Source organism: Lysobacter sp. F60174L2, from assembly GCF_052547135.1.
In genome coordinates this window covers 557,389-580,126 of record NZ_JBQWRA010000003.1, presented here as the reverse complement: position 1 = coordinate 580,126, position 22,738 = coordinate 557,389, and the positions used below count along the sequence as shown (strand labels likewise).

General features: G+C 68.1%; 15 protein-coding genes. 8 read left to right on the top strand and 7 right to left on the bottom strand.

Annotated features, from left to right (window positions below; translation table 11 throughout):
• The first annotated feature begins 89 nt into the window (after positions 1-89).
• The 7 genes from ACT9AS_RS11605 to ACT9AS_RS11575 all read left to right on the top strand — a co-directional run bounded on the left by ACT9AS_RS11605 (position 90) and on the right by ACT9AS_RS11575 (position 9,071).
• On the top strand, positions 90-2,918 hold the full coding sequence (locus ACT9AS_RS11605; protein WP_445100280.1) for a 2-oxoglutarate dehydrogenase E1 component: 2,829 nt from the start codon (positions 90-92) through the stop codon (positions 2,916-2,918).
• A gap of 76 nt (positions 2,919-2,994) precedes the next feature.
• Positions 2,995-4,233 (top strand): dihydrolipoyllysine-residue succinyltransferase, encoded by a 1,239-nt coding sequence (gene sucB, locus ACT9AS_RS11600; protein WP_445100279.1) that lies wholly within the window; start codon positions 2,995-2,997, stop codon positions 4,231-4,233.
• Positions 4,234-4,383: 150 nt separating this feature from the next.
• Positions 4,384-5,826, top strand: a complete 1,443-nt coding sequence (gene lpdA / locus ACT9AS_RS11595) for a dihydrolipoyl dehydrogenase (RefSeq protein ID WP_445100278.1) — start codon at positions 4,384-4,386, stop codon at positions 5,824-5,826.
• 83 nt (positions 5,827-5,909) lie between these two features.
• Complete coding sequence (locus ACT9AS_RS11590) at positions 5,910-7,025, top strand: calcium:proton antiporter (RefSeq protein ID WP_445100277.1); 1,116 nt, start codon at positions 5,910-5,912, stop codon at positions 7,023-7,025.
• On the top strand, positions 7,022-7,615 hold the full coding sequence (locus tag ACT9AS_RS11585; RefSeq protein ID WP_445100276.1) for a TIGR00730 family Rossman fold protein: 594 nt from the start codon (positions 7,022-7,024) through the stop codon (positions 7,613-7,615). Before ACT9AS_RS11590 ends, ACT9AS_RS11585 begins: the two co-directional genes overlap by 4 nt.
• Positions 7,612-8,604, top strand: a complete 993-nt coding sequence (locus ACT9AS_RS11580; protein WP_445100275.1) for an acrylyl-CoA reductase family protein — start codon at positions 7,612-7,614, stop codon at positions 8,602-8,604. Before ACT9AS_RS11585 ends, ACT9AS_RS11580 begins: the two co-directional genes overlap by 4 nt.
• Positions 8,605-8,705: 101 nt before the next feature.
• Positions 8,706-9,071 (top strand): response regulator, encoded by a 366-nt coding sequence (locus ACT9AS_RS11575; protein ID WP_445100274.1) that lies wholly within the window; start codon positions 8,706-8,708, stop codon positions 9,069-9,071.
• 19 nt (positions 9,072-9,090) lie between these two features.
• Here ACT9AS_RS11575 and ACT9AS_RS11570 read toward each other — a convergent pair whose 3' ends face one another.
• A complete protein-coding gene (locus ACT9AS_RS11570) occupies positions 9,091-10,011 on the bottom strand; it encodes a DnaJ C-terminal domain-containing protein (protein WP_445100273.1) in 921 nt (306 codons plus the stop codon).
• Positions 10,012-10,160: 149 nt separating this feature from the next.
• Between ACT9AS_RS11570 and ACT9AS_RS11565 the strand changes: the two genes are divergently transcribed.
• Positions 10,161-10,643, top strand: coding sequence for a redoxin family protein (locus tag ACT9AS_RS11565; RefSeq protein WP_445100272.1), 483 nt, complete (start codon positions 10,161-10,163; stop codon positions 10,641-10,643).
• Between the two features lie 108 nt (positions 10,644-10,751).
• Here ACT9AS_RS11565 and gyrA read toward each other — a convergent pair whose 3' ends face one another.
• The 6 genes from gyrA to smc all read right to left on the bottom strand — a co-directional run bounded on the left by gyrA (position 10,752) and on the right by smc (position 22,676).
• Entirely contained in the window at positions 10,752-13,385 is a 2,634-nt protein-coding gene (gene gyrA / locus ACT9AS_RS11560; protein ID WP_445100271.1) for a DNA gyrase subunit A, read from the bottom strand.
• Between the two features lie 214 nt (positions 13,386-13,599).
• The gene (mtnA, locus tag ACT9AS_RS11555) at positions 13,600-14,658 is read right to left on the bottom strand and encodes an S-methyl-5-thioribose-1-phosphate isomerase (RefSeq protein WP_445100270.1); all 1,059 of its coding nucleotides are present in this window, start codon (positions 14,656-14,658) and stop codon (positions 13,600-13,602) included.
• Positions 14,659-14,778: 120 nt separating this feature from the next.
• Positions 14,779-15,774, bottom strand: coding sequence for an EF-P lysine aminoacylase EpmA (gene epmA, locus ACT9AS_RS11550; RefSeq protein WP_445100269.1), 996 nt, complete (start codon positions 15,772-15,774; stop codon positions 14,779-14,781).
• Between the two features lie 106 nt (positions 15,775-15,880).
• Positions 15,881-18,283 carry an NAD-dependent DNA ligase LigA gene (ligA, locus tag ACT9AS_RS11545; RefSeq protein ID WP_445100268.1) on the bottom strand — a complete coding sequence of 801 codons (2,403 nt, stop codon included), beginning with the start codon at positions 18,281-18,283 and terminating at the stop codon, positions 15,881-15,883.
• Positions 18,284-18,401: 118 nt separating this feature from the next.
• Positions 18,402-19,154, bottom strand: coding sequence for a cell division protein ZipA (gene zipA / locus ACT9AS_RS11540; protein WP_445100267.1), 753 nt, complete (start codon positions 19,152-19,154; stop codon positions 18,402-18,404).
• Positions 19,155-19,172: 18 nt separating this feature from the next.
• Entirely contained in the window at positions 19,173-22,676 is a 3,504-nt protein-coding gene (gene smc, locus ACT9AS_RS11535; RefSeq protein WP_445100266.1) for a chromosome segregation protein SMC, read from the bottom strand.
• Between the last annotated feature and the right edge of the window lie 62 nt (positions 22,677-22,738).

Genomic DNA, 22,738 nt, shown 5'->3' with positions numbered 1-22,738 from the left:
CTATAATCCGGTTTCTTGAGCGCCTGAATAGCCGCCAGTCGGCTCAGTTGGGGTGCCCCGCCCTCCCATTTGAGTGCCCGTTGACCATTGTGGACAGTCTCCTGAAGCAGTTCTCCCAGTCCTCGCAGCTCGGCGCCAACGCCGCCTACATCGAAGACTTGTACGAGCAGTATCTGGTCGCCCCCGACAGTGTCGGGTCCACCTGGAAGACGTATTTCGACGGTTTCAAGGGCCGCGAAGCCGGAGACGTCCCGCATTCGGCGGTGATCGATACCATCGCCAGCGCCAGCAAGCGCCCGGGCCAGGCGTCCGCGGCGGTTCCGGGCGCCGGCGACGAGCGCGAACGCGGCGTCGGCAAACTGATCACCGCCTACCGTTCGCGCGGCCACCTCGGCGCCGACCTCGACCCGCTCGGCCTGCTCGAAAGCCCGCCGGCGCCGGATCTCGACCTCGGCTTCCACGGCCTGTCCGGCAACGACCTCGCCGCAGAGTTCAGCACCGGCGGCGTCGCCGGCCATGACCGGATGAAGCTCGGCGACCTGCTCGCCCTGCTCAAGGCCACCTATACCGGCCCGATCGGCGCCGAGTTCATGCACATCTCCGACGCCGGCCAGCGTCGCTGGCTGTACGAGCGGCTGGAAAAGGCCGGCGGCAACTACGGCCGCACCGCCGAGGACAAGCAGCGCATCCTGGAGCGCCTGACCGCGGCTGACGGCCTGGAGCGCTACCTCGGCACCAAGTACGTCGGCCAGAAGCGCTTCTCGCTGGAAGGCGGCGATTCGCTTATCCCCCTGCTCGACACCACCATCCGCCGCGCCGGCGAACAGGGTGTCAAGGACGTGGTGATCGGCATGGCCCACCGCGGCCGGCTCAACGTGCTGGTGAATATCCTCGGCAAGCCGCCGCGCAAGCTGTTCGACGAGTTCGAAGGCAAGTTCGAGAGTGTCCAGCACGACTTCGCCCACACCGGTGACGTCAAGTACCACCTCGGTTTCTCCGCCGACGTCGCCACCCCCGGCGGCCCGGTGCACCTCGCGCTGGCGTTCAACCCGTCGCACCTGGAGATCGTCGATCCGGTGGTCGCCGGCAGCGTGCGTTCGCGCCAGGACCGCCGCGGCAAGGACGGCCGCGGCCAGGTGCTGCCGATCCTGATGCACGGCGACGCCGCGTTCGCCGGCCAGGGCGTGGTGATGGAACTGCTGCAGATGTCGCAGGCCCGCGGCTTCGCGGTCGGCGGCACCGTGCACATCGTCATCAACAACCAGGTCGGCTTCACCACCAGCGAGCGCCAGGACGCCCGCTCGACCCTGTACTGCACCGACGTGGCCAAGATGGTCGGCGCGCCGATCCTGCACGTGAACGGCGACAACCCGGAAGCGGTGGCGTTCTGCGCCGAGATGGCGCTGGACTTCCGCAACCAGTTCGGCCGCGACGTGGTCATCGACCTGGTCTGCTACCGCCGCCATGGCCACAACGAGGCCGACGAGCCGGCGGCGACCCAGCCGCTGATGTACCAGGTGATCCGCAAACACAAGACCCCGCGCGCCCTGTACGCCGAGCAACTGGTCGCCGAAGGCGCGATCAGGGACGAGGACGCGCAGGCGGTGGCCGACGCCTATCGCGACAAGCTCGACCAGGGCGTGGTCACCACCGAACTGGTGGAGGTCAAGCCCGACGAGTTCACCATCGACTGGTCGAACTATCTCAAGGGCACGCTCGCCGACAAGGTCGACACGACCTTCGACCGCGCCAGCCTCGACCAGCTGGCGATCGCGATCAACGCGATCCCGGACGAGGTCAAGCTGCACGCACGCGTCGGCAAGATCTACGACGACCGCCGCAAGATGGCCGCCGGCGAGCAGGCCGGTGACTGGGGCTTCGCCGAAAACCTCGCCTACGCGACCCTGCTCAGCGAAGGCTACAAGCTGCGCCTGGTCGGCCAGGACAGCGGCCGCGGCACGTTCTTCCACCGCCACGCGATCCTGCACGATCAGGCCACCGACGACTATTACCTGCCGCTGCGGCAACTGGTGAAGAACCCGATCGACGTCACCATCATCGACTCGCTGCTCAGCGAGGAAGCGGTGATGGGCTTCGAATACGGCTACTCCACCGCCGACCCGCAGGTGCTCGACATCTGGGAAGCACAGTTCGGCGACTTCGCCAACGGCGCGCAGGTCGTGATCGACCAGTTCCTGTCGTCGGGCGAGGCCAAGTGGGGCCGCCTGTGCGGACTCGCGCTGTTCCTGCCGCACGGCTACGAAGGCCAGGGCCCGGAGCACAGCTCCGCGCGCCTCGAGCGCTTCCTGCAGCTGTGCGCGCTCGACAACATGATGGTCTGCGTGCCGACCACGCCGGCGCAGGCGTACCACATGATCCGCCGGCAGATGCGCATGGCCACCCGCACCCCGCTGGTGGTGATGACGCCGAAGTCGCTGCTGCGCCACAAGCTCGCCGTGTCGAGCCTGGACGAGCTGGCCAACGGCACCTTCCAGCACCTGATCCCGGATGCCGAGGCCGACCCGAAGAAGGTCAAGCGGGTGGTCGCGTGCTCGGGCAAGGTCTACTACGACCTGGTCGAGGACGCCCGCAAGCGCGGCGCCGAAGATGTCGCGATCGTTCGCGTGGAACAGCTGTATCCGTTCCCGCGGGAAGCGCTCGCGGCCGAACTCAAGCGCTACTCCGGGGCCAGGGACGTGGTGTGGTGCCAGGAAGAGCCGCAGAACCAGGGCGCGTGGTACCAGATCCGCCACCACCTGACCGCGTGCCTGCAGGGCAAGCAGGCCCTTCATTACGCAGGCCGTGCGCGCTCGCCGTCGCCGGCCGCGGGCCACTTCGCCGACCACGTCGCCGAACAGACCAAGCTGGTCGCCGACGCCCTGGTCAACCCGTTGCAGGGCGAGATCTCCCCGGAGTGATCCGGCCCACCTCGTCCTCCCCGACCAAGCCACCCTTTTCGCGCCCTCAATTCATGCAATCCAGGATGCCAACCCCATGAGCACCGAGATCAAAGTTCCGGTCCTGCCCGAATCCGTTTCCGACGCGACCATCGCCACCTGGCACAAGAAGCCGGGCGACGCGGTCAGCCGCGACGAGAACCTGGTCGACCTCGAAACCGACAAGGTGGTGCTGGAAGTGCCGTCGCCGGTCGACGGCGTGCTCAAGGAGATCAAGTTCGACTCCGGCGCGACGGTGACCAGCGAGCAGGTGCTGGCGATCGTCGAGGCAGGTGCAGTGGAGGCCGGCGCCGCCGCGTCGGCCGACAAGTCCGCGTCCAAGGACGACGGCGCCAAGAAGGAAGAGGCGAAGAAGCAGGAAGCCGACACCCGTCCGGTGCAGCCCAAGGCCGAAGCCGCCAAGCCGGCGTCGAAGTCGGCTGACAAGACCGACCTGCCGCCCGGCGCCCGCTTCACCGCGGCGAAGGAAGGCATCGACCCGTCGCAGGTCGAAGGCACCGGCCGCCGCGGCGCGGTGACCAAGGAAGACCTGCTGAACTACGCCAAGAATGCCGGCGTCGGCAAGGCCAGCGGCAACCGCGCCGAGGAGCGCGTGCCGATGACCCGCATGCGCGCGCGCATCGCCGAGCGCCTGATGCAGTCGAAGAACTCGACCGCGATGCTGACCTCCTCCAACGAGGTCAACATGAAGGCCGTCATGGACATGCGCAAGGCGCAGGGCGAGGCGTTCAAGAACGCCTACGGCATCAAGCTCGGCTTCATGAGCTTCTTCGTCAAGGCCGCCGCCAACGCGCTGCAGCGCTACCCGCTGGTCAACGCCTCGGTCGACGGCAACGACATCATCTACCACGGCTACTCGGACATCTCGATCGCGGTCTCGACCGACAAGGGCCTGGTCACGCCGGTGCTGCGCAACGCCGAGTCGATGGGCTTCGCCGAGGTCGAGCAGGCCATCGACGGCTACGCCAGGGCGGCGCGCGAAGGCGGCCTCAAGCTCGAGGACCTGCAGGGCGGCACCTTCACCATTACCAATGGCGGCACCTTCGGGTCGCTGTTCTCCACGCCGATCATCAACCCGCCGCAGTCGGCGATCCTCGGCATGCACGCGATCAAGGAGCGCGCGATCGTCGAGAACGGCCAGGTCGTCGCCGCGCCGATGATGTACATCGCGCTGAGCTACGACCACCGCATCATCGACGGCAAGGACGCGGTGCTGTTCCTGGTCGACATCAAGAACCAGCTCGAGAACCCGCACCGCATGCTGCTGGGCATGTAACAGGATCTGCCCCCTCTCCCGCTTGCGGGAGAGGGCCGGGGTGAGGACGGTCCCGCATCGCCGCATCCCGCTCCCCTCATCCGCTCCACGCCTGTTCAAGGCCGGGGCACCCTCTCCCGCCAGCGGGAGAAGGAACAGCAGGAAACGCAAATGAGCGAACAGCAGAACTTCGACGTCGTCGTGATCGGTGCCGGCCCGGCCGGCTACCACGCGGCCATCCGCGCCGCCCAGCTGGGCCTGAAGACCGCGTGCATCGACGCCGCGCTCGGCAAGGACGGCAAGCCGGCCCTCGGCGGCACCTGCCTGCGCGTGGGCTGCATCCCGTCCAAGGCGCTGCTCGATTCCTCGCGCCAGTTCTGGAACATGGGCCACCTGTTCGGCGACCACGGCATCAGCTTCAAGGACGCCAAGATGGACGTCGGCCAGATGGTCGGCCGCAAGGACAAGATCGTTAAGCAGTTCACCGGCGGCATCGCGATGCTGTTCAAGGCGAACAAGGTCAGCGCGTTCTACGGCTTCGGCACCCTGCACAAGGGCAACGTGGTCAAGGTCAAGCAGCACGACGGTTCGGAAGTCGAGCTGAAGGGCACCAACGTCATCATCGCCGCCGGTTCGGATTCGATCGAACTGCCGTTCGCGAAGTTCGACGGTGAAAATATCGTCGACAACGCCGGCGGGCTGGACTTCGAGTCGGTGCCCAAGCGCCTTGGCGTGATCGGCGCCGGCGTGATCGGCCTCGAGCTGGGCAGCGTCTGGAAGCGCCTGGGCGCCGAGGTCACGATCCTCGAAGCCCTGCCCGACTTCCTCGCCGCGGCCGATGCCGAGGTGGCAAAAACCGCCGCCCGCGAGTTCAAGAAGCAGGGCCTGGACATCAGGCTCGGCGCCAAGGTCTCCAAGGCCGAGGTGAAGGGCAAGGGCAAGTCCAAGGAAGTCCACCTCACCTACAGCGACGACAAGGGCGAGCAGTCGCTGGTGGTCGACAAGCTGCTGGTTGCCGTTGGCCGTCGCGCCGCGACCCGCAACCTGCTGGCCGACGACACCGGCGTGAAGCTCAACGAGCGCGGCATGGTCGAGGTCGACGAACACTGCCACACCGGCGTCGACGGCGTCTGGGCGGTCGGTGACTGCGTGCGCGGGCCGATGCTGGCGCACAAGGGTTTCGAGGAAGGTATCGCGGTCGCCGAGCTGATCGCCGGCCTGCCGGGCCACGTCAACCTCGACACCATCCCGTGGGTGATCTACACCGAGCCGGAAATCGCCTGGGTCGGCAAGACCGAGCAGCAGCTCAAGGACGAAGGCACGCCGTACAAGGCTGGCAGCTTCCCGTTCGCGGCGATCGGTCGCGCGGTGGCGATGGGCGAGCCGGCCGGCTTCGTCAAGGTCATCGCCCATGAGGAGACCGATCGCGTGCTCGGCATGCACCTGGTCGGCGTCGGCGTGTCCGAACTGGTCCACGAGGGCGTGCTGACGATGGAGTTCAACGGCTCGGCCGACGACCTCGCCCGCATCTGCCACGCGCATCCGACCCTGTCGGAGGCCATCCACGACGCCGCGATGGCGGTCAGCAAGCGCGCGATCCACAAGGCCAACTGATCGGTGCGGCCGCTGCTGCCCCGATCCCTCCGTCGCGCGCCGACCCACCCGGCCCGCGACTGGCCGACGCCGGCCGCGGCCGCATGAACAGCGACGCGTTCCACCACAACCCACGCTGGACCGTCGCCTTCCCGCTGGTGGGCGCCGCGATCCTCGTGCTGTCGTTCGCGATGCCGGGCCTGCCCGGCCTGGTGCTGTTGCTCGCGGCCGGCCTGGCCTGCAGCGTCATCGCCGCGGTCCACCACGCCGAGGTGATCGCACACCGTGTCGGCGAGCCCTTCGGCACGATCGTGCTGGCGCTCGCGGTCACGGTGATCGAAGTCGCGCTGATCGTCTCGATGATGCTGTCGGGCGGCGAATCCAGCAGCGCACTGGCCCGCGACACCGTGTACGCAGCGGTGATGATCATCCTCAACGGCATGATCGGCATCAGCCTGCTGGCCGGCGCGCGCCGCCATTTCGAGCAGGGCTACCACGTGCAGGGCGTGACGGCCGGGCTCGCCACGCTGATCGCGATCGTGGTGTTCTCGCTGATCCTGCCGAACTACGTGACCAGTTCGGCCGGCCCGCTCTACACCAACAGCCAACTGGTCTTCATCGCCATCGCGATCCTGGTGCTGTTCGCTGGATTCACGTTCGTCCAGACGGTGCGCCATCGCGACTACTTCCTGCCCGCGGACGATGCGGATGACGCGCGTGATGCGGACGGCGACGACTCCGACGAGCACGTCGAGCCGCCTACCGTGCGCGAGACGTTCGCCAGCCTGGCGCTGCTGCTGCTCGCGCTGGTGGTGGTGGTGTTGAGCGCCAAGAAGATCTCGCCCTCGATCGAAGCGCTGCTCGCCTCGGCCGGCGCCCCGGCAGCCACCGTCGGCATCCTGATCGCGACGGTCGTGCTGTTGCCCGAAGGCATCGCCGCGGTCCGCGCCGCGATCCACAACCGGCTGCAGACCAGCCTGAACCTCGCGATCGGCTCCGCCATCGCCAGCATTGGCCTGACCGTCCCCACCGTCGCCCTGCTGTCGCTGGTGATGGGCTGGCCGCTGGTGCTGGGCCTCGACGGCAAGGCGACGGTGCTGCTGTTGTTGACCCTGTTCGTGGCATCGCTGTCGCTGCGCACCGGACGCACCAACGTCCTGCTCGGACTGGTCCACCTGGTTCTATTCGCCGCTTATCTGTTCCTGAGTTTCGTGCCATGAAGGCGGTCTGCGTCTACTGCGGTTCCAATACCGGCTCACGGCCGGTCTATGTAGAGCGGGCCGCGGAACTGGGCGCGCGGCTGGCCCGCGATGGCATCGCCGTCGTCTTTGGCGGCGGCAACGTCGGCCTGATGGGCGTGGTTGCGGACGCTGCACTGGCCGCTGGCGGGGAGGTCATCGGCGTGATCCCGGAGCAACTGGTCAATTGGGAAGTCGCGCATACCGGGCTGACCCGGCTCGAAGTCGTCGCCAACATGCACGAGCGCAAGGCGCGCATGTTCGACCTGTCGGACGGCTTCATCGCCCTGCCCGGCGGCTTTGGCACGCTCGACGAAATGTTCGAGATGCTGACCTGGCGCCAGTTGGGAATCGGCGACAGGCCGTGCGCGTTCCTCGACGTCGACGGTTTCTACGAGCCGCTGGTGGCGATGATGGACCGCATGGTCGACGAACGCTTCCTGCATGCCGACCAGCGCCGCGATCTCTGGCATGGTGACGACATCGGGGCGATGCTGGGCTGGATGAAGTCCTACCAGCCCGCCCACGCCGACAAATGGCTTGATGAAAAACGCCGGAGCGACCTGCGATGACGATACCTGCCCTCTTCGACGCCTTCCGTATCCACAACGACGACGGCGGCTATCGCAGCGGGATCGAGCAGGTATCGCTGGACGAACTTGCGCCCGGCGAAGTCGTCATCAAGACCGCGTTCTCGTCGATCAACTTCAAGGACGCGCTCGCCGGCACCGGCGAGGGCAAGATCCTGCGCCGGTTCCCGCTGGTCGGCGGCATCGATGTTGCCGGTCACGTGGTCGCCTCCACCGACCCGAAGTTCCGCGAAGGCGACGCGGTGCTCGTCACCGGGTGTGGCCTCAGCGAAACCCGCGACGGCGGCTACAGCGAGTACGCCCGCCTCGAAGCCAGGTGGGCCATTCCACTGCCGGCCGGCCTGGGCCTGCGCGAAAGCATGATCCTCGGTACCGCCGGCTTCACCGCCGCATTGGCGCTGCATCGCATGCTCGACAACCGGCAGACGCCCGAGCTCGGCCCGCTGGCGGTCACCGGTGCGACTGGCGGGGTCGGCTCGCTCGCGGTCGACATCTTCAGCCGGGCCGGCTTCGAGGTCGCCGCCATCAGCGGCAAGGCCGACCAGCACGATTACCTGCGCTCGATTGGGGCCAGCCAGGTGCTTGGCCGCGACGCGCTCGCCACCACCCGACCGATGGAATCGGCGCGCTTCGGCGGCGGCCTGGACAACGTGGGCGGCCCGATGCTGTCGAGCCTGCTCGCCCAGACCGCGCCCTACGGCAACGTCGCCAGTGCCGGCCTGGCCGCGTCACACGATCTCGACGCCACCGTGATGCCCTTCATCATCCGCGGCGTATCGCTGTTGGGCGTGGCGTCCGCCGGCACTGCCCGGGATATCCGCGAAACGGTCTGGCAGCACCTCGCCAGCGACTGGAAGCCGGCACACCTGGACACCATCTGCACGCGCGAAGTGCCGCTGGCGCGGCTGCCGGAGGTGTTCCCTACGATGCTCGGCGGCGGTTCGCTTGGCCGGACGCTGGTGACGTTCTGACCCTTCGTCGCGCGGCCGGTTTGCGGTAACGCGCGGCGCGGCTACAATCAATGCGCAGCTGGACACCCGGCTGGACCAGACGCACTTCCCGGGGAAAACACATGGCGCGCATCCTGATCGTCGACGACTCGCCGTCACAACTGATGGGCATCCGTCGCATCGTCGAGAAACTCGGCCATGAAGCCGTCACCGCAGAAGACGGCGCCGCCGGCGTCGAAGCCGCCAAGCGCGAACTGCCCGACCTGGTGCTGATGGACGTGGTGATGCCGAACCTCAACGGTTTCCAGGCCACCCGTTCGATCTGCCGCGGCGACACCACCAAGCACATCCCGGTCGTGCTGGTCACCACCAAGGACCAGGACACCGACCGCGTCTGGGGCATGCGTCAGGGCGCCAAGGCCTACATGACCAAGCCGTTCGACGAGAACGAACTGGCCGAAGTCATCGGCCAGTTGCTGCCGGGCTGAGCGCGGCGCCGAAACCGGTTCAGGCGCGGCGCCAGCCGTCGCCGAAGGCGTCGCGCAGGGCTTCGTAGGCGGATGTCTGTGCGTCGTCCTGCGGACGCGGTGCCAGTACTTCCAGCTCCACGATCTGGTCGCCGTCCGCCGGCTTTCCCGGCAGGCCACGGCCACGGAGCCGCAGCTTGCGCCCCGCCTCGGAGTTCGAGGGAATCTTCAGTTCGACCGGCCCGCCAAGGGTCGGCACGCTGACCGTCGCCCCCAGTGCAGCCTCCCACGGGGCGACCGGCAGCATATGGATCACGTTGCGGCCATCGACTTCGAACCGGGGATGCGCCGCGTACTCGACCTCCAGCAACAGGTCGCCGCCATTGCTTCCGCCCTGCCCGGCCAACCGGATCGCCTGTCCTTCACGGATACCCTTGGGGACGCGTACCTCGAGGGTCCTGCCGTTGATGCCAATGCGGACGCTGTCACCCGCATAGATGGCCTCCAGTGGCACCGCCAGTTTCGCCCGGGTGTCGGCCGGCGCACGCGGGCCGGAATGGGCTCCGGGCTGCGCCCCGAAGCCACCACGCCCCGGGCCGCCGCGACCGCGCCCGAACATGCTCTCGAAGAAGTCGCTGAAACCACCGCCGGCACCGCCGCCGGCAAAGATCTCCTCGAAATCGACGCCACCGTGGCCGGGGTTGAATCCACCGGGGGGCGGCTGGATGTCGTCACCGGGCCGGTAGCCGCGCGCGCGCAACTGATCGTACGCAGCCCGCTTCTGCGGGTCGCGCAACGCCTCGTAGGCCTCGTTGACCGCCTTGAACTTCTCTTCGGCGCCGGCCTCCTTGCTGACGTCGGGATGGTACTTCCGCGCCAGGCGGCGGTACGCGGTCTTGATTTCGGCGTCGCCGGCATTGGGCTCGACACCGAGGGTCTGGTAGTAGTCCTTGAACTGCATCGATCACTCCGAGGGCGGGGACCTGCGGTCCCGCGCGAAAAGATCCGGTGCACCGGGGCGCACACGTCCCTGCAAGGGTATCAAGCCCGCGCGTTGACGCATTGTTTAGGGCATAGCGAATAGACTGCCGCGCTACAAAGGAGAACTCCATGAGCATCCAGGTCGGCGAACGCCTTCCCGAAATTCCGCTGCAGCGCATCCAGAACGGCGGCGTGGAAACCGTTGACACCAACACCTTGTTCAGCGAACGCAACGTCGTGATCTTCGCGGTGCCGGGGGCGTTCACCCCGACCTGTTCGGAGCGCCACCTGCCGGGCTTCGTCGAGCACTTCGAAGCGTTCAGGGCCAAGGGCATCGACGTGGCCTGCATGTCGGTCAACGATCCGTTCGTGATGCAGGCCTGGGGCGAAAGCCAGGACGTGCCGGACGGACTGATGATGCTCGCCGACGGCAACGCGGAATTCACCCGGGCGCTTGGACTGGAGCTCGATGCCAGCGGCTATGGCATGGGTACGCGGGCGAAGCGCTTCGCGCTGTACGCCGAGCAGGGCGTGGTCAAGCAGTTGAACGTCGAGGCGCCGGGCGAGTACCGGGTGTCGTCGGCCGAGCACGTGCTGTCGCAACTGGACTGAACCTCCCACGAAGCCGGACTCCCACAGGTGCGCTTGTAATCGCTTCGAAAAAAGCAGAACGCCGCCCCAAGGCGGCGTTCTGCTTTGTGCCGGCAAACCGGCCCGGAGCTACTCCTGCGGGTCTGCCGCCACTTCGGTTGAGCCCGACGTATCCACCGGCATCGCGGTATCGACCACGACGTCACCGTCGACCGGATCGGCATCCGCATCGTCATCCAGCGACGCATCCAGTCGCTCGATCGCCTGCAGTTTCTCGTCCGCCGCGAGCCGGATCAGGGTCACGCCCTGGGTGTTGCGGCTGACCTGCGAGATCTCCGCCGCGCGGGTCCGTACCAGGGTGCCGCCATCGGAGATCAGCAGCACCTCGTGGTGCTCGCTGAGCTGGATCGCGCCGACCAGCTGGCCGTTGCGCTCGCTGGTCTTGATCGCCAGCACGCCCTGGGTGCCGCGGCCCTTGCGCGGGTAGTCGGCTTCCGGGGTGCGCTTGCCGTAACCGCGCTCGCTGGCGGTGAGGATGTCGCCCTCGCCCTCGACCACGATCAGGCTGACCACCTGGCCGCCCTCGCCCAGGCGCATGCCGCGCACGCCGGTGGCGGTCCGGCCCATCGGCCGTACGGTGTCGCCGGCGAAACGCACCGCCTTGCCTTCGTTGGAGAACAGCATGATGTCGCGGGTGCCGTCCGACAGCGCCACGCCGATCAGCGCATCGCCCTCGTCCAGGTTGATCGCGATCTTGCCGCGCTGCAGCTGGTAGGCGTATTCGGTCAGCGGGGTCTTCTTGACCGTGCCGTTGCGGGTCGCGAAGAACACGAAATGGTCGTTGTCGTATTCGCGCACCGGCAAGACGGCCTGCACCTGCTCGCCCTCCTCCAGCCGCACCCAGTTGATGATCGGACGGCCGCGCGCGTTCGGGCCGGCGTCGGGCAACTGGTGCACCGGCAGCCAGAACACGCGACCGGCGCTGGTGAAGGTCAGCAGGGTGTCGTGGGTGTTGACCAGCCACAGGCGATCGATGAAATCCTCGTCCTTGGTCGACGCCGCGTTGCGACCGCGGCCACCGCGCTTCTGCGCGCGGTAGCTGCTGACCGGCTGGCGCTTGGCGTATCCGGCATGCGACAGGGTGACGACCACGTCTTCCGGCGCGATCAGGTCGAGGATGTCGAGGTCTTCCTCGCTCTGGCGGATCTCGCTGCGGCGCTCGTCGCCGAACTCGGCCTTGACGTTCGCAAGCTCGGTGCGGATGACGTCGAGCAGCACGTTCGGATCCTCGAGGATCTCGATCAGGCCACGGATGGTTTCCAGCAGCAGCTTGTACTCGTCGGTCAGCTTTTCCTGCTCCAGCCCGGTCAGGCGGTGCAGGCGCATCTCGAGGATCTGCTGGGCCTGGGTCTCGGTCAGCTGGTAGCGGCCGTCGATCAGGCCGACACCCTTGGGCAGGTCCTCCGGCCGCGAAGCCTCGGCACCGGCGGCACCCAGCAACGCGCCGACCAGCCCCGGTTCCCAGGTCTTGGCGAGCATGCGCTCGCGCGCCTCGACCGGGTTCGCCGAGGTCTTGATCAGCTCGATCATCTCGTCGATGTTGGCCAGCGCGACGGTCAGGCCTTCGAGGATGTGGGCGCGCTGGCGGGCCTTGCGCAGCTCGAAGATGGTGCGGCGGGTGACCACCTCGCGGCGGTGGCGGACGAACGCTTCCAGCACCTGCTTGAGGTTCAGCAACTGCGGCCGGCCCTCGACGATCGCCACCATGTTGATGCCGAACACCGAGCCCATCTGGGTCTGCTGGTACAGGTTGTTGAGCACCACGTCGGCCGAGTCGCCGCGCTTGACCTCGATGTAGATGCGCATGCCGTCCTTGTCGGACTCGTCGCGCAGCTCGCTGATGCCCTCGATCTTCTTCTCTTTCACCAGCTCGGCGATCTTCTCGATCAGCCGCGCCTTGTTGACCTGGTACGGGATCTCGGTGACCGCGATCGCCTCGCGGCCGTTGTCGGCGACCTCGATCTCGGCGCGCGCGCGCATCCGCACCCGGCCGCGGCCGGTGCGGTAGGCGTTGATGATCCCGGAGGTGCCGTTGATGATGCCGCCGGTCGGGAAGTCCGGGCCGGGGATGTATTCCATCAGCCCGTCGATGTCGATTTCGGGGTTGTCGATCAGCGCGATGGTGGCGTCGATCACCTCGCCGAGGTTGTGCGGCGGGATGTTGGTCGCCATGCCGACCGCGATGCCCGCAGAGCCGTTGACCAGCAGGTTCGGCACCCGGGTCGGCATGACCGTGGGCTCGAGCTCCTTCTCGTCGTAGTTGGGCTGGAAGTCGACGGTTTCCTTGTCGATGTCCGCCATCAGCTCGTGGGTGAGCTTGGACATGCGCGCTTCGGTGTAACGCATCGCCGCGGCGGAGTCGCCATCGACCGAGCCGAAGTTGCCCTGGCCGTCGACCAGCAGGTAGCGCAGCGAGAACGGCTGCGCCATGCGCACCAGCGTGTCGTAGACCGACTGGTCGCCGTGCGGGTGGTACTTACCGATGACGTCACCGACGATACGGGCTGACTTGTAGTACGGCTTGTTGGCGTGGGCGCCAAGCTCGTTCATCGCATACAGCACGCGCCGGTGGACCGGCTTGAGTCCGTCCCGAACGTCCGGGAGCGCGCGGCCGACGATCACGCTCATGGCGTAATCGAGGTAGCTGCGACGCATCTCGTCTTCGAGGTTTACCGGGATGATTTCCTTGGCGAGTTCGGCCATCGGGTTTCCGTCTTGGGCAAGGTCGATGCTGCTCCCGCAAGCGCCCGGAAAGCCGCGTGGCGGCTGCGTTCCGGAGCGATTTCGGGGCAGATGAAAAAGACGTGAAATGATAGCACGGAACGGGGGTTCACTGCGCCCCTATTTCCGGCCATAAACAACAACTTAGCAGTCGTTTTAAAGCCCGGCGCCGATGCCGCGCAGGGGCGGCGCGCAATCAGCCACCGAAGGCCTCGTGCATCGCGCTGGCGTCCGGGTTCTCGATCACCCCGCGCTCGGTCACGATCGCATCGATCAACTCATGCGGGGTGACGTCGAACACCGGGTTCCAGGCGCCGATGTCGGCCGCCGCGGTGCGGGTGCCGCCGATGCCGAACAGCTCGCCCGGGTCGCGCTCCTCGATGTGGATCAGGTCGCCCGACGCGGTGTCCATGTCGACCGTCGAGGACGGTGCGGCGACCATGAACTTCACGCCGTGGTGGCGCGCGGCGATCGCCAGCTGGTAGGTGCCGATCTTGTTGGCGACATCGCCGTTGGCGCAGATGCGGTCGGCGCCGACCACCACCCATTGCACCTTGCCGGACTTCATCAGGTGAGAGGCGGCGGCGTCGGCGATCAGGGTCGGGGCGATGCCGTCCTGCTGCAGTTCCCACACGGTCAGGCGCGCGCCCTGCAGCCACGGGCGGGTCTCGCCGGCGAAGACCTGGTCGATGCGTCCCTGGGCGACACCGGCGCGGATCACCCCGAGCGCGGTGCCGAAGCCGGCGGTAGCGAGCGAGCCGGTGTTGCAGTGGGTCATGACGTTGCTGCCGGGCTCGATCAGGGCGGCGCCGAGCGCGCCCATGCGGCGGTTGGCGGCGAGGTCCTCGGTGGCGATGGCCTCGGCTTCGCGGGCGAGAACTTCACGCCAGTCGGCGCCCGCAGCGGCAAGTGCGCGGCGCATCCGCGCGAGCGCCCAGGCCAGGTTGACCGCGGTCGGACGGGCGGCGTTGAGATGGGCGATGGCGGGATCGAGCCGGATCGCGGCCTGTGCACCGTCGGACGCCTCGATGTCGCGCGCTGCGAGTACCACTCCCCAGGCGGCGGCGATGCCGATGGCCGGTGCACCGCGTACGGTCAACGCATTGATCGCTTCGGCGACGGCTTCGCTGGTGTCGCAACGGACGTAGTCGACTTCGAACGGCAGCTTGCGCTGGTCGAGCAGTTCGAGCGCGTCGCCGGTCCAGCGGATCGGGCGGATGCGGTCGTAGCGGTCGAAGTCGATGGTGTCGGTCATGGCGGCAATTCTAGGCGACGGGGGTTGGCCTGGTGTAGGAGCGACGTGAGTCGCGATTTCACGGCGATCCCGGGTATCAGTGAAATCGCGACTTACGTCGCTCCTACACGAAGCGGGGGTTCAAGCGCGGAAAAAGTCGAAGGCAAGGACGTCGGCGATCCGGTCCGCGCCAAGCATCGCCATCATCAGCCGGTCGACGCCGAGGGCGACGCCGGCGCAATCGGGCAAGCCGACCTGCAGGCCCTCCAGCAAGCGTTCGTCGCACGGTGGCAACACATCGCCATCGACACCCTCCCCGCGTTCCCTGCGCCGCTGCAGGTCGCGCTCGAACCGGGCGCCCTGCTCCACCGCGTCGGCCAGCTCGTGATAGCCGTTGGCGAGTTCCAGCGGGCCGAGGTAAAGCTCGAACCGCTCGGCGACCTGCACGCCATCGGCGTCGGTGCGCAGGCGCGCCAGCGCGGCCTGGGTCGCGGGCCAGTCGTGGATCGCGAGCATCCGGTCGTCGGGGAATGCCGGCTGCAGGCGGTGCGTCATCAGCAGGTCGAGCCAGTCGTCGCGGGTCAGGCCGGCGGGGTCGATGACGACGTCGCCCAGCGCGTTGTGCAGTTGCTCGTCGCTGGCGGTCATCGGATCGATGCCGAGCTGCTCGCGATAGAGGTCGCGGTAGGCAACCTCGACCAGCGAGGCCTCACGTCCGACCAGGGCCAGCGCGGCATGGACCAGCGCTGCGGTTTCCGCTACCAGTCGCCGGTGGTCCCAGCCGACCCGGTACCACTCGAGCATGGTGAACTCGGGGTTGTGGCGACCCCCGGCCTCGCCATCGCGGAATACCCGGCCCAGTTCGTAGCAATCGCCGAAGCCGGCAGCGAGCAGGCGCTTGAGCGGGTACTCGGGCGAGGTGCGCAGCCAGCGCGTGCGTGGCGCGCCGTCGGTGCGACCGCTGAACTGGAGCGCGAACGAGGCGATGTTGGGCTCGGTGTTGCCGGCGACGGACATCACCGGGGTTTCGACCTCGGTGACGTCGCGTTCGGCGAAGAAGCTGCGGATGCGGGCGTTGAGTGTTGCGCGCAGGCGTAGCGCGTCGAAGCTTGCGGTCGGCTGCCAGTCGAGCGTCATGTTCGGGGTGAGGACGGATGTAGGAGCGACGTAAGTCGCGAACGCGCAGGGAATCGGGCGTTCAGAGGGTCGCGACTTACGTCGCTCCTACATGGGCTGGTGCCGGTCATTCGTATTGACCAAGGAAATCGAGCAGCTTCGCCTCGTCCCAGACATCGATGCCCAGCTCGGCGGCCTTCGCGAGCTTGGAACCGGCGGCCTCGCCCGCGACGACGAAGCTGGTCTTCTTCGACACGCTGCCGGCCGACTTCGCGCCCAGCGCTTCCAGCCGGTCCTTGGCCTCGTCGCGGGTCATCGCCGACAGGGTGCCGGTCAGGACGACGGTCTGGCCGTCGAGCGGGCCGGCTGGTGCGGTGTCGGCGGCGGGAACGATCGCATCGAGTCGCGCCAGCGCCTCGCCTGAGGAAGCCAGCAGGGCGGCGTTGGCGGCATCCTCCATCCACTTCGCGAACGCGGCCGCGGTATCGGCCGGCAGCCCGGCGGTAACCAGGTTGTGCTGCTGCGCAACGCGAAGGCCGGCGGCCGCGTCGGCCTGGCCGGTCACCGCGGGAAACGCGGTCGCCAGCTGCTCGGCGCGGATCGGCGTGACCTTCGGAATCTCAAGGTCAACCAGCAGTTGCGCCAGCCCGAGGCTTTCGCGCAGCTTCGGCGATGGCGGGTGCGCGTCAGTGATGGTGACGCCGCGTGCCAGCAGGTCGTCGATCACCTGCTGGTTGCCGGGCTGGTCGAGGAAGTGGCCGATCGCCCGGGCGACTTCGCCGCCGATGTCGGGCACGCGCTTGAACATCGGCCATGGCAGGCGGCGGATCAGTTCGAGGTCGCCGAACCACAGCGCGAGCGCCTTGGCCGTGCTCTCGCCAACGTGCTGGATGCCGAGCGCGTACAGGAAGCGCTCCAGCGTGGTCTGGCGGCTGCGGTCGATCGCCTCGATCAGGTTCTCGGCCCAGCGGGTCGCGACCTTGCCCGCCTTCACCGTTTCCGGCGTGGTGCCGTCGCGCTCGTCGGCGCGCTGTTTCATCTGCAGCAGGTCGTCGAGGGTGAGTCGGTACAGGTCGGCGACCGATTGCACGTAGTCGAGATCCGACAGCGCGGCGATGAAGCGTTCGCCGAGTCCTTCGATATCCATCGCCCGACGCGAGGCGAAATGGCCGATCGCCTCCTTGCGCTGCGAGGCGCAGGTCAGCTCGCCGGAGCAGCGCCAGACCACGGCGCCCTCCTCGCGCACGATCTCCGAGCCGCAGACAGGGCAGGTCTCCGGCATCCGCCACTCCGGCGCACCGGGGCGGCGTTGCTCGGGCAGCACGCGCACGACTTCGGGAATGACGTCGCCCGCGCGCCGCACGATCACGGTGTCTCCAACGCGTACGTCGAGCCGCGCGACCTGGTCGGCGTTGTGCAACGTAGCGCGGGTCACGGTGACGCCGCCGACGTGGACCGGCTGCATCAACACCCAGGGTGTGACCGCGCCGGTGCGGCCGACATTGACCTCGATCGACTCGACCACGGTGGTCTGTTCCTGCGCGGGGAACTTGTGCGCGAGCGCCCAGCGCGGCGCGCGCGAGACGAAGCCCATCTCGGCCTGCGCGTCGTAGTCGTCGAGTTTGTAGACCACGCCGTCGATGTCGAACGGCAGGCTGTCGCGGCGCTCGCCGACGCGGCGGTAATAGTCGAGCAGGCCCGGCAGGCCCTGCACCACATCGCTTTCGTTGCTGACCGGCAGACCCCATTCGCGCAGCTGCTTCAGCGTTTCCGAATGGCTGTCGGGCAGCTCGCCGCCCTCGACCTTGCCGATCGCATAGGCATAGAACGCCAGCGGACGCTGCGCGGTGACGCGCGGGTCGAGCTGGCGCAACGAACCCGCCGCGCCGTTGCGCGGGTTGGCCAGCACTTTCCCGCCTTCCGCCAGCGCGCGCTCGTTGTAGCGCTTGAAGCCGGCCAGCGGCATGTACACCTCGCCGCGCACTTCCAGCACGTCGGGCCAGCCGTTTCCACGCAACTGCAGCGGGATGGCATTGACCGTGCGCAGGTTGGCGGTGACGTCCTCGCCGGTGGCGCCGTCGCCGCGGGTCGCGCCCTGGACGAAACGGCCGTTCTCGTAACGCAGGCTGATCGCGAGACCGTCGAGCTTGGGTTCGGCCGAGAACACCAGCGCGTCGCCACCGAGCTTCTGCTCGATCCGGCGGACGAAATCGGCAACCTCGTCATCGGTGAAGGCGTTGCCCAGCGACAGCATCGGGATCGCGTGGCGAACCGGGGCGAATGCACCCGACGGCGCGGCGCCGACGCGCTGGGTCGGCGAGTCGGGGCTGGCGAGCTCGGGGTGTTCGGCTTCCAGCGCTTCGAGTTCGCGCAACAGGCGGTCGTACTCGACGTCGGGGATCTGGGCGTCGTCGAGTACGTGGTAGCGGTAGTTGGCGTCGTCTAGCTGGCGGCGCAGGTCGGCGATGCGGGTGGCTGGGTTGGCGGTCACGGTGGTCTCGCCGTTCGACGGGGGCGTAAGGCCGGCCATTGTAGGAGCGACGTAAGTCGCGATCGCACGGCGGTCCCGGATGTCAGTGAAATCGCGACTTACCGGCGGCCACATGCGGCCGCCACTCCTACAAAGAACGGGAAGTCGCGCGGCGGACTTACCAGCGCGTCGGCTTGCTCAGCGGGGGTGCTTCGCGCTGGCGGTCGTAGGCGCGCAGGTCTTCGCGGATCTGGCCGATGCGCGGGCGGCCGAGCACTTCGCGCTGTTCGTCCAGTACCAGGCCGTTCAACAGTTCGGCCATGCGTTCGGCGGTCGGCAGCATGGTCTCCCATGCGTCCAACGCCGCCACCGGGGCCGGCAGGGTCAGGAAGAACGCGATGGCCGGGGTTTCCAGCGACTGGATGTCGGCCATGTCGAAGTTGCCCGGCTTCATGATGTTGGCGACGCTGAACACCGGGCCACGCTCGGGATGATGCTCGACCAGCCGGTGGAACACGCCCATGTGGCCATAGACCAGGCCGGCCTTCTCGGCCGCGACGACGATGTCGGGACCGTGCAGTTTCTCCCCGGCGCGGGCGGCCAGGTAGACGGTCACGATCTTGTCGAACTCGTCGCTGACGCGGCGGCCCAACTCGCTGTTGGCGCCGGTCGTGGCGGGGTCCTGGGTGCGTTCGAACAGTTCCAGCTCGGCCTGCGCGGTGGTGTCGCCCGGGGCATCGGAGTCGGTGCCCAGCTCGCCTTCGAGCTGTTCCCCGAGCGTCGGCTCCCGGCGCTCGCCGTGGGTCGCGCCATCACGTGCGACGCGCTTGCCCTGCCCCGGCTTGCGCGGGCGGCCGAAGAAGACGATCGCGGCGATCAGGATCAGTCCGGCAATCAGGATTCCGATCCGCAGCAGGGTCACGTCGGACATGGTTGCTCCTTGATGAACTTAGGCCGCGCCGGCCAGGCGGGTCGCCTCGGCCAGGTCGACCGAGACCAGGCGGCTGACGCCCGGCTCGCGCATGGTCACGCCCGACAACTGCTGCGCCACTTCCATGGTCGCCTTGTTGTGGGTCACGAACAGGAACTGTACCTGTTCGCTCATCTCGCTGACCATCGCCGCGAGGCGGCCGACGTTGGCTTCGTCCAGCGGCGCGTCGACCTCGTCGAGCAGGCAGAACGGCGCCGGGTTGAGCTGGAAGATCGCGAACACCAGCGCCACCGCGGTCATCGCCTTCTCGCCGCCCGACAGCAACGAGATGTTGGACACGCGCTTGCCGGGTGGGCGCGCCATGATCGCCACGCCGGTATCGAGCAGGTCGTCGCCGGTCAGCTCGAGGTAGGCGTGGCCTCCGCCGAACAGCCGCGGGTACAGCTGCTGCACGCCGGAGTTGACCCGGTCGAAGGTGTCCTTGAAGCGGCCGCGGGTCTCGCGGTCGATTTTCCGGATCGCGTCCTCCAGCGTTTCCAGCGCGCTGGTCAGGTCGATGTTCTGCGCATCGAGGTACTCGGCGCGCTGCGCGGCCTCGGCGTGCTCGGCAATCGCGGCGAGGTTGACCGGCTCCAGCCGGCGCAGCTTGGCGTCGAGCTCGTTGACGGTGCGTTCCCAAACCTGCGGCTGCATGTCGTCGGTCAGGGTGTTGACCACGTCCTCGAGCACGAAGCCGGCTTCGACCACGGCTTCCGACAGGGTCTCGGCCTTGAGCACCAGCGCCTGCTGGTCGAGCCGGCGCTGGCCGATCGCCTCGCGCTGCTGCAGGGACTGCTCGTCGCGCTGTTGGCGGGTCTGCTCGAAGCGGCGCAGGTCGTTGTCGATGCCGTCGAGCGCGGTGCGCGCGGCGGTGAGTTTCTGTTCGGACTGGACGCGTTGCTCCAGTGCGACCTGGCGTTGCTCCTCCAGTTGAACCACCGGGGCGTCGCCGTCGGCGAGCTGCGCGGCGAACTCGCCGAGGCGCGTATCGAGCTGGCCGCGCTGGCCACCCATGCGATCGAGCGCCTGGGTCAGCGAGGCGATCTGGGCGCGCTGCGACTCCAGCGTCAGCGCCAGCGAGTGTGCGGTGTCGCGCGACTCGCGGGCCATGCTGCGGGCCTGGTCGCGGGCTTCGGTCAGGCGGCGGCGTTCGGCGTCGAGCTCCTGCCGGGTGTCCTCCAGCTCGGTCATCCGCATGACCGCCTCTTCCTGGCGGCTGCGGGCCTCGCGGCCCTGCTCGCGGGCGCTATCGAGCGACTCCGACAACTGTGCCAGTTCGGCTTCGATCTTCTCGATCCGCCCGCGCGCCGAGTCCAGCCGGCCCTGCTGGCTTTGCAACTGGCCGGCCAGCTCGGAGACGCTGCGGTGAGTCATGTACAGCGTGCGCTGGGCATCCTCGCGCTGCTGCTCGGCGGCGAGCAGGCGGTCGCGCATCTGGGTCAGGCCGGATTCGAGTTCCTGCTCGCGCGCCTGCAGGGTCTCGATCTGCTCGCGCAGGGTATTGATCTCGCGCTCGCGCAGCAGGGCGCCCTGCTTGGCCGCGCCCGAACGCAGCACCCGCATCCAGCCGGCACCGAGGCGCTCGCCATTGCGGGTGATGACCGATTCGCCGTCGCCGAGGCCGGGCAGCAACGCGCGCGCGGCTTGCAGGTCTTCGGCGGCATGCAGCTTCGACAGGATGCGGCGGATCGCCAGCGGCCCGCGGACCTTCGAGGCCAGCGAGGTCTGGGCGAAATCCATCGAGTCGTTCTGCGCCGCGACCAGCGCCAGGCGGCCGTCGCCGAGTTCGCCGATCGCATCGACCAGGGTTTCCGGCGCCTCCACCAGCACGCCTTCGATCAACTGGCCGAGCGCGCCTTCGACCGCGTTCTCCCAGCCTTCGTCGACCGTCAGGGTCTCGCCGACGCGCGTCGCCGAATCCAGCCCGCGTGCCTTCAGCCAGTCCAGCGCGGCGCCCTGCTCCTGCCCGAGCGCGGCGTGCTGCAGGGTTTCCAGCGACGACAGCCGGCCGCGCGCGGCCTGCGCCTGCTTGCGGACCTCGGCCAGCTCCGACTGCATGCCGCGCTGCTGTTCCTGCAGTCCGCCGACGTCGCTTTTGCGCGCTTCCAGCGCCTCGGTGAGGCTGTCGAGCGAGAGCTTGCGGGTCTCGTGCTCTTCCTCAAGGCCGGCGAAGGCCTCGGCCAGCGCGGTCAGGTCGAGCCCGGTGCGCTCGCCGGTCAGCGCCTCGCGGCGGCGGTCGGCGTCGAGCGCCTGGCGGTCGAGGTGTTCGATCCGGGTGCGCTCGACATCGGCGGCGCGGGCGGCCTCGGACTGCGCACGGCTGTGCTCGTCCCAGCGCTGCTGCCAGCCGGCCAGCGCCGATTCGGCGTCGCGCAGGGCATCCTGGCGCGCTTCGTCCTCGGCCTGCAACTGCTCCAGGCGCGGCTCGTCGTTCTCGATCGCGGCGGTCAGCACGTCCAGTCGCGACTGGTCCGAGCCGATGTGCTGGGCGATTTCGGCCAGCGCCGCCTCGGCCTCGTCGCGGGCCTTCTGCAGGCGGGTCGACATCTCGCGCTGGTGCTGGATCTGCTGCTCGATCCGGGCCAGTGCGCCGCCGACCTCGTAGCTCTCGGCCTGCGCCTTGTTGAGCGCCTCGGCCGCTTCCTCGCGCTTGACCCGGCCGGTCTCGATCTCGCGCTCGGCCTCGCGCTGCTCGGCGATCAGTTGCTGCAGGCGGGTTTCCTGCTGCGCCAGCTTCTCGCGCTGGGACTGCAGTTTCTGGTCGAGGGCGCGGTGTTCCAACGCCTTCCACTCGGCGTCCTTGACCCGGCGCTCGGCCTGGATGGCCTGGTACTGCTCGGCCTGGCGGGCCTGGCGCTTGAGGTGTTCGAGCTGCTTGCCGACCTCCTCGCGCAGGTCGTTGAGGCGGTCGAGGTTCTCGCGGGTGTGGCGGATGCGGGTCTCGGTCTCCTTGCGGCGCTCCTTGTACTTGGAGATGCCGGCGGCCTCTTCGAGATACACGCGCAGGTCCTCGGGCCGGGCCTCGATGATCTGGCTGATCATGCCCTGCTCGATGATCGAGTAGCTGCGCGGCCCCAGGCCGGTGCCGAGGAACAGGTCGGTGATGTCGCGCCGGCGGCACTTGCTGCCGTTGAGGTAGTACTGGCTGGCGCCGTCGCGGCTGACCAAGCGCTTGACCGAGATCTCGTCGAACGCGCCGTACTCGCCGGTGATGGTGTGGTCGGCATTGTCGAAGATCAGCTCGACCGTCGCCTGCGACACCGGCTTGCGCGCCGAGGAGCCGGCGAAGATCACGTCGGTCAGCGAGTCGCCACGCAGGCGGCTGGCCGAGCTTTCGCCCATCACCCAGCGCACCGCGTCGATGATGTTGGACTTGCCGCAGCCGTTGGGCCCGACCACGCCGGTCATGTTGCTCGGCAGGTGCAGGGTGGTCGGGTCGACGAAGGATTTGAAGCCGGACAGCTTGATCGTGGACAGACGCATGCGTCGCGGGAGCCTCTGCGACGCCGGGGCGGCGACGCCGTGGAATTCGAAAGAAGATCAGG

Bases quoted from the DNA above. Each gene is read 5' to 3' on its own strand.
- lpdA (WP_445100278.1), top strand. From the start codon at position 4,384: ATGAGCGAACAGCAGAACTTCGACGTCGTCGTGATCGGTGCCGGCCCG.
- smc (WP_445100266.1), bottom strand. From the start codon at position 22,676: ATGCGTCTGTCCACGATCAAGCTGTCCGGCTTCAAATCCTTCGTCGAC.
- ACT9AS_RS11565 (WP_445100272.1), top strand. From the start codon at position 10,161: ATGAGCATCCAGGTCGGCGAACGCCTTCCCGAAATTCCGCTGCAGCGC.
- gyrA (WP_445100271.1), bottom strand. From the start codon at position 13,385: ATGGCCGAACTCGCCAAGGAAATCATCCCGGTAAACCTCGAAGACGAG.
- ACT9AS_RS11580 (WP_445100275.1), top strand. From the start codon at position 7,612: ATGACGATACCTGCCCTCTTCGACGCCTTCCGTATCCACAACGACGAC.
- mtnA (WP_445100270.1), bottom strand. From the start codon at position 14,658: ATGACCGACACCATCGACTTCGACCGCTACGACCGCATCCGCCCGATC.
- zipA (WP_445100267.1), bottom strand. From the start codon at position 19,154: ATGTCCGACGTGACCCTGCTGCGGATCGGAATCCTGATTGCCGGACTG.
- epmA (WP_445100269.1), bottom strand. From the start codon at position 15,774: ATGACGCTCGACTGGCAGCCGACCGCAAGCTTCGACGCGCTACGCCTG.
- ACT9AS_RS11590 (WP_445100277.1), top strand. From the start codon at position 5,910: ATGAACAGCGACGCGTTCCACCACAACCCACGCTGGACCGTCGCCTTC.
- ACT9AS_RS11575 (WP_445100274.1), top strand. From the start codon at position 8,706: ATGGCGCGCATCCTGATCGTCGACGACTCGCCGTCACAACTGATGGGC.
- sucB (WP_445100279.1), top strand. From the start codon at position 2,995: ATGAGCACCGAGATCAAAGTTCCGGTCCTGCCCGAATCCGTTTCCGAC.
- ligA (WP_445100268.1), bottom strand. From the start codon at position 18,283: ATGGCCGGCCTTACGCCCCCGTCGAACGGCGAGACCACCGTGACCGCC.
- ACT9AS_RS11570 (WP_445100273.1), bottom strand. From the start codon at position 10,011: ATGCAGTTCAAGGACTACTACCAGACCCTCGGTGTCGAGCCCAATGCC.
- ACT9AS_RS11585 (WP_445100276.1), top strand. From the start codon at position 7,022: ATGAAGGCGGTCTGCGTCTACTGCGGTTCCAATACCGGCTCACGGCCG.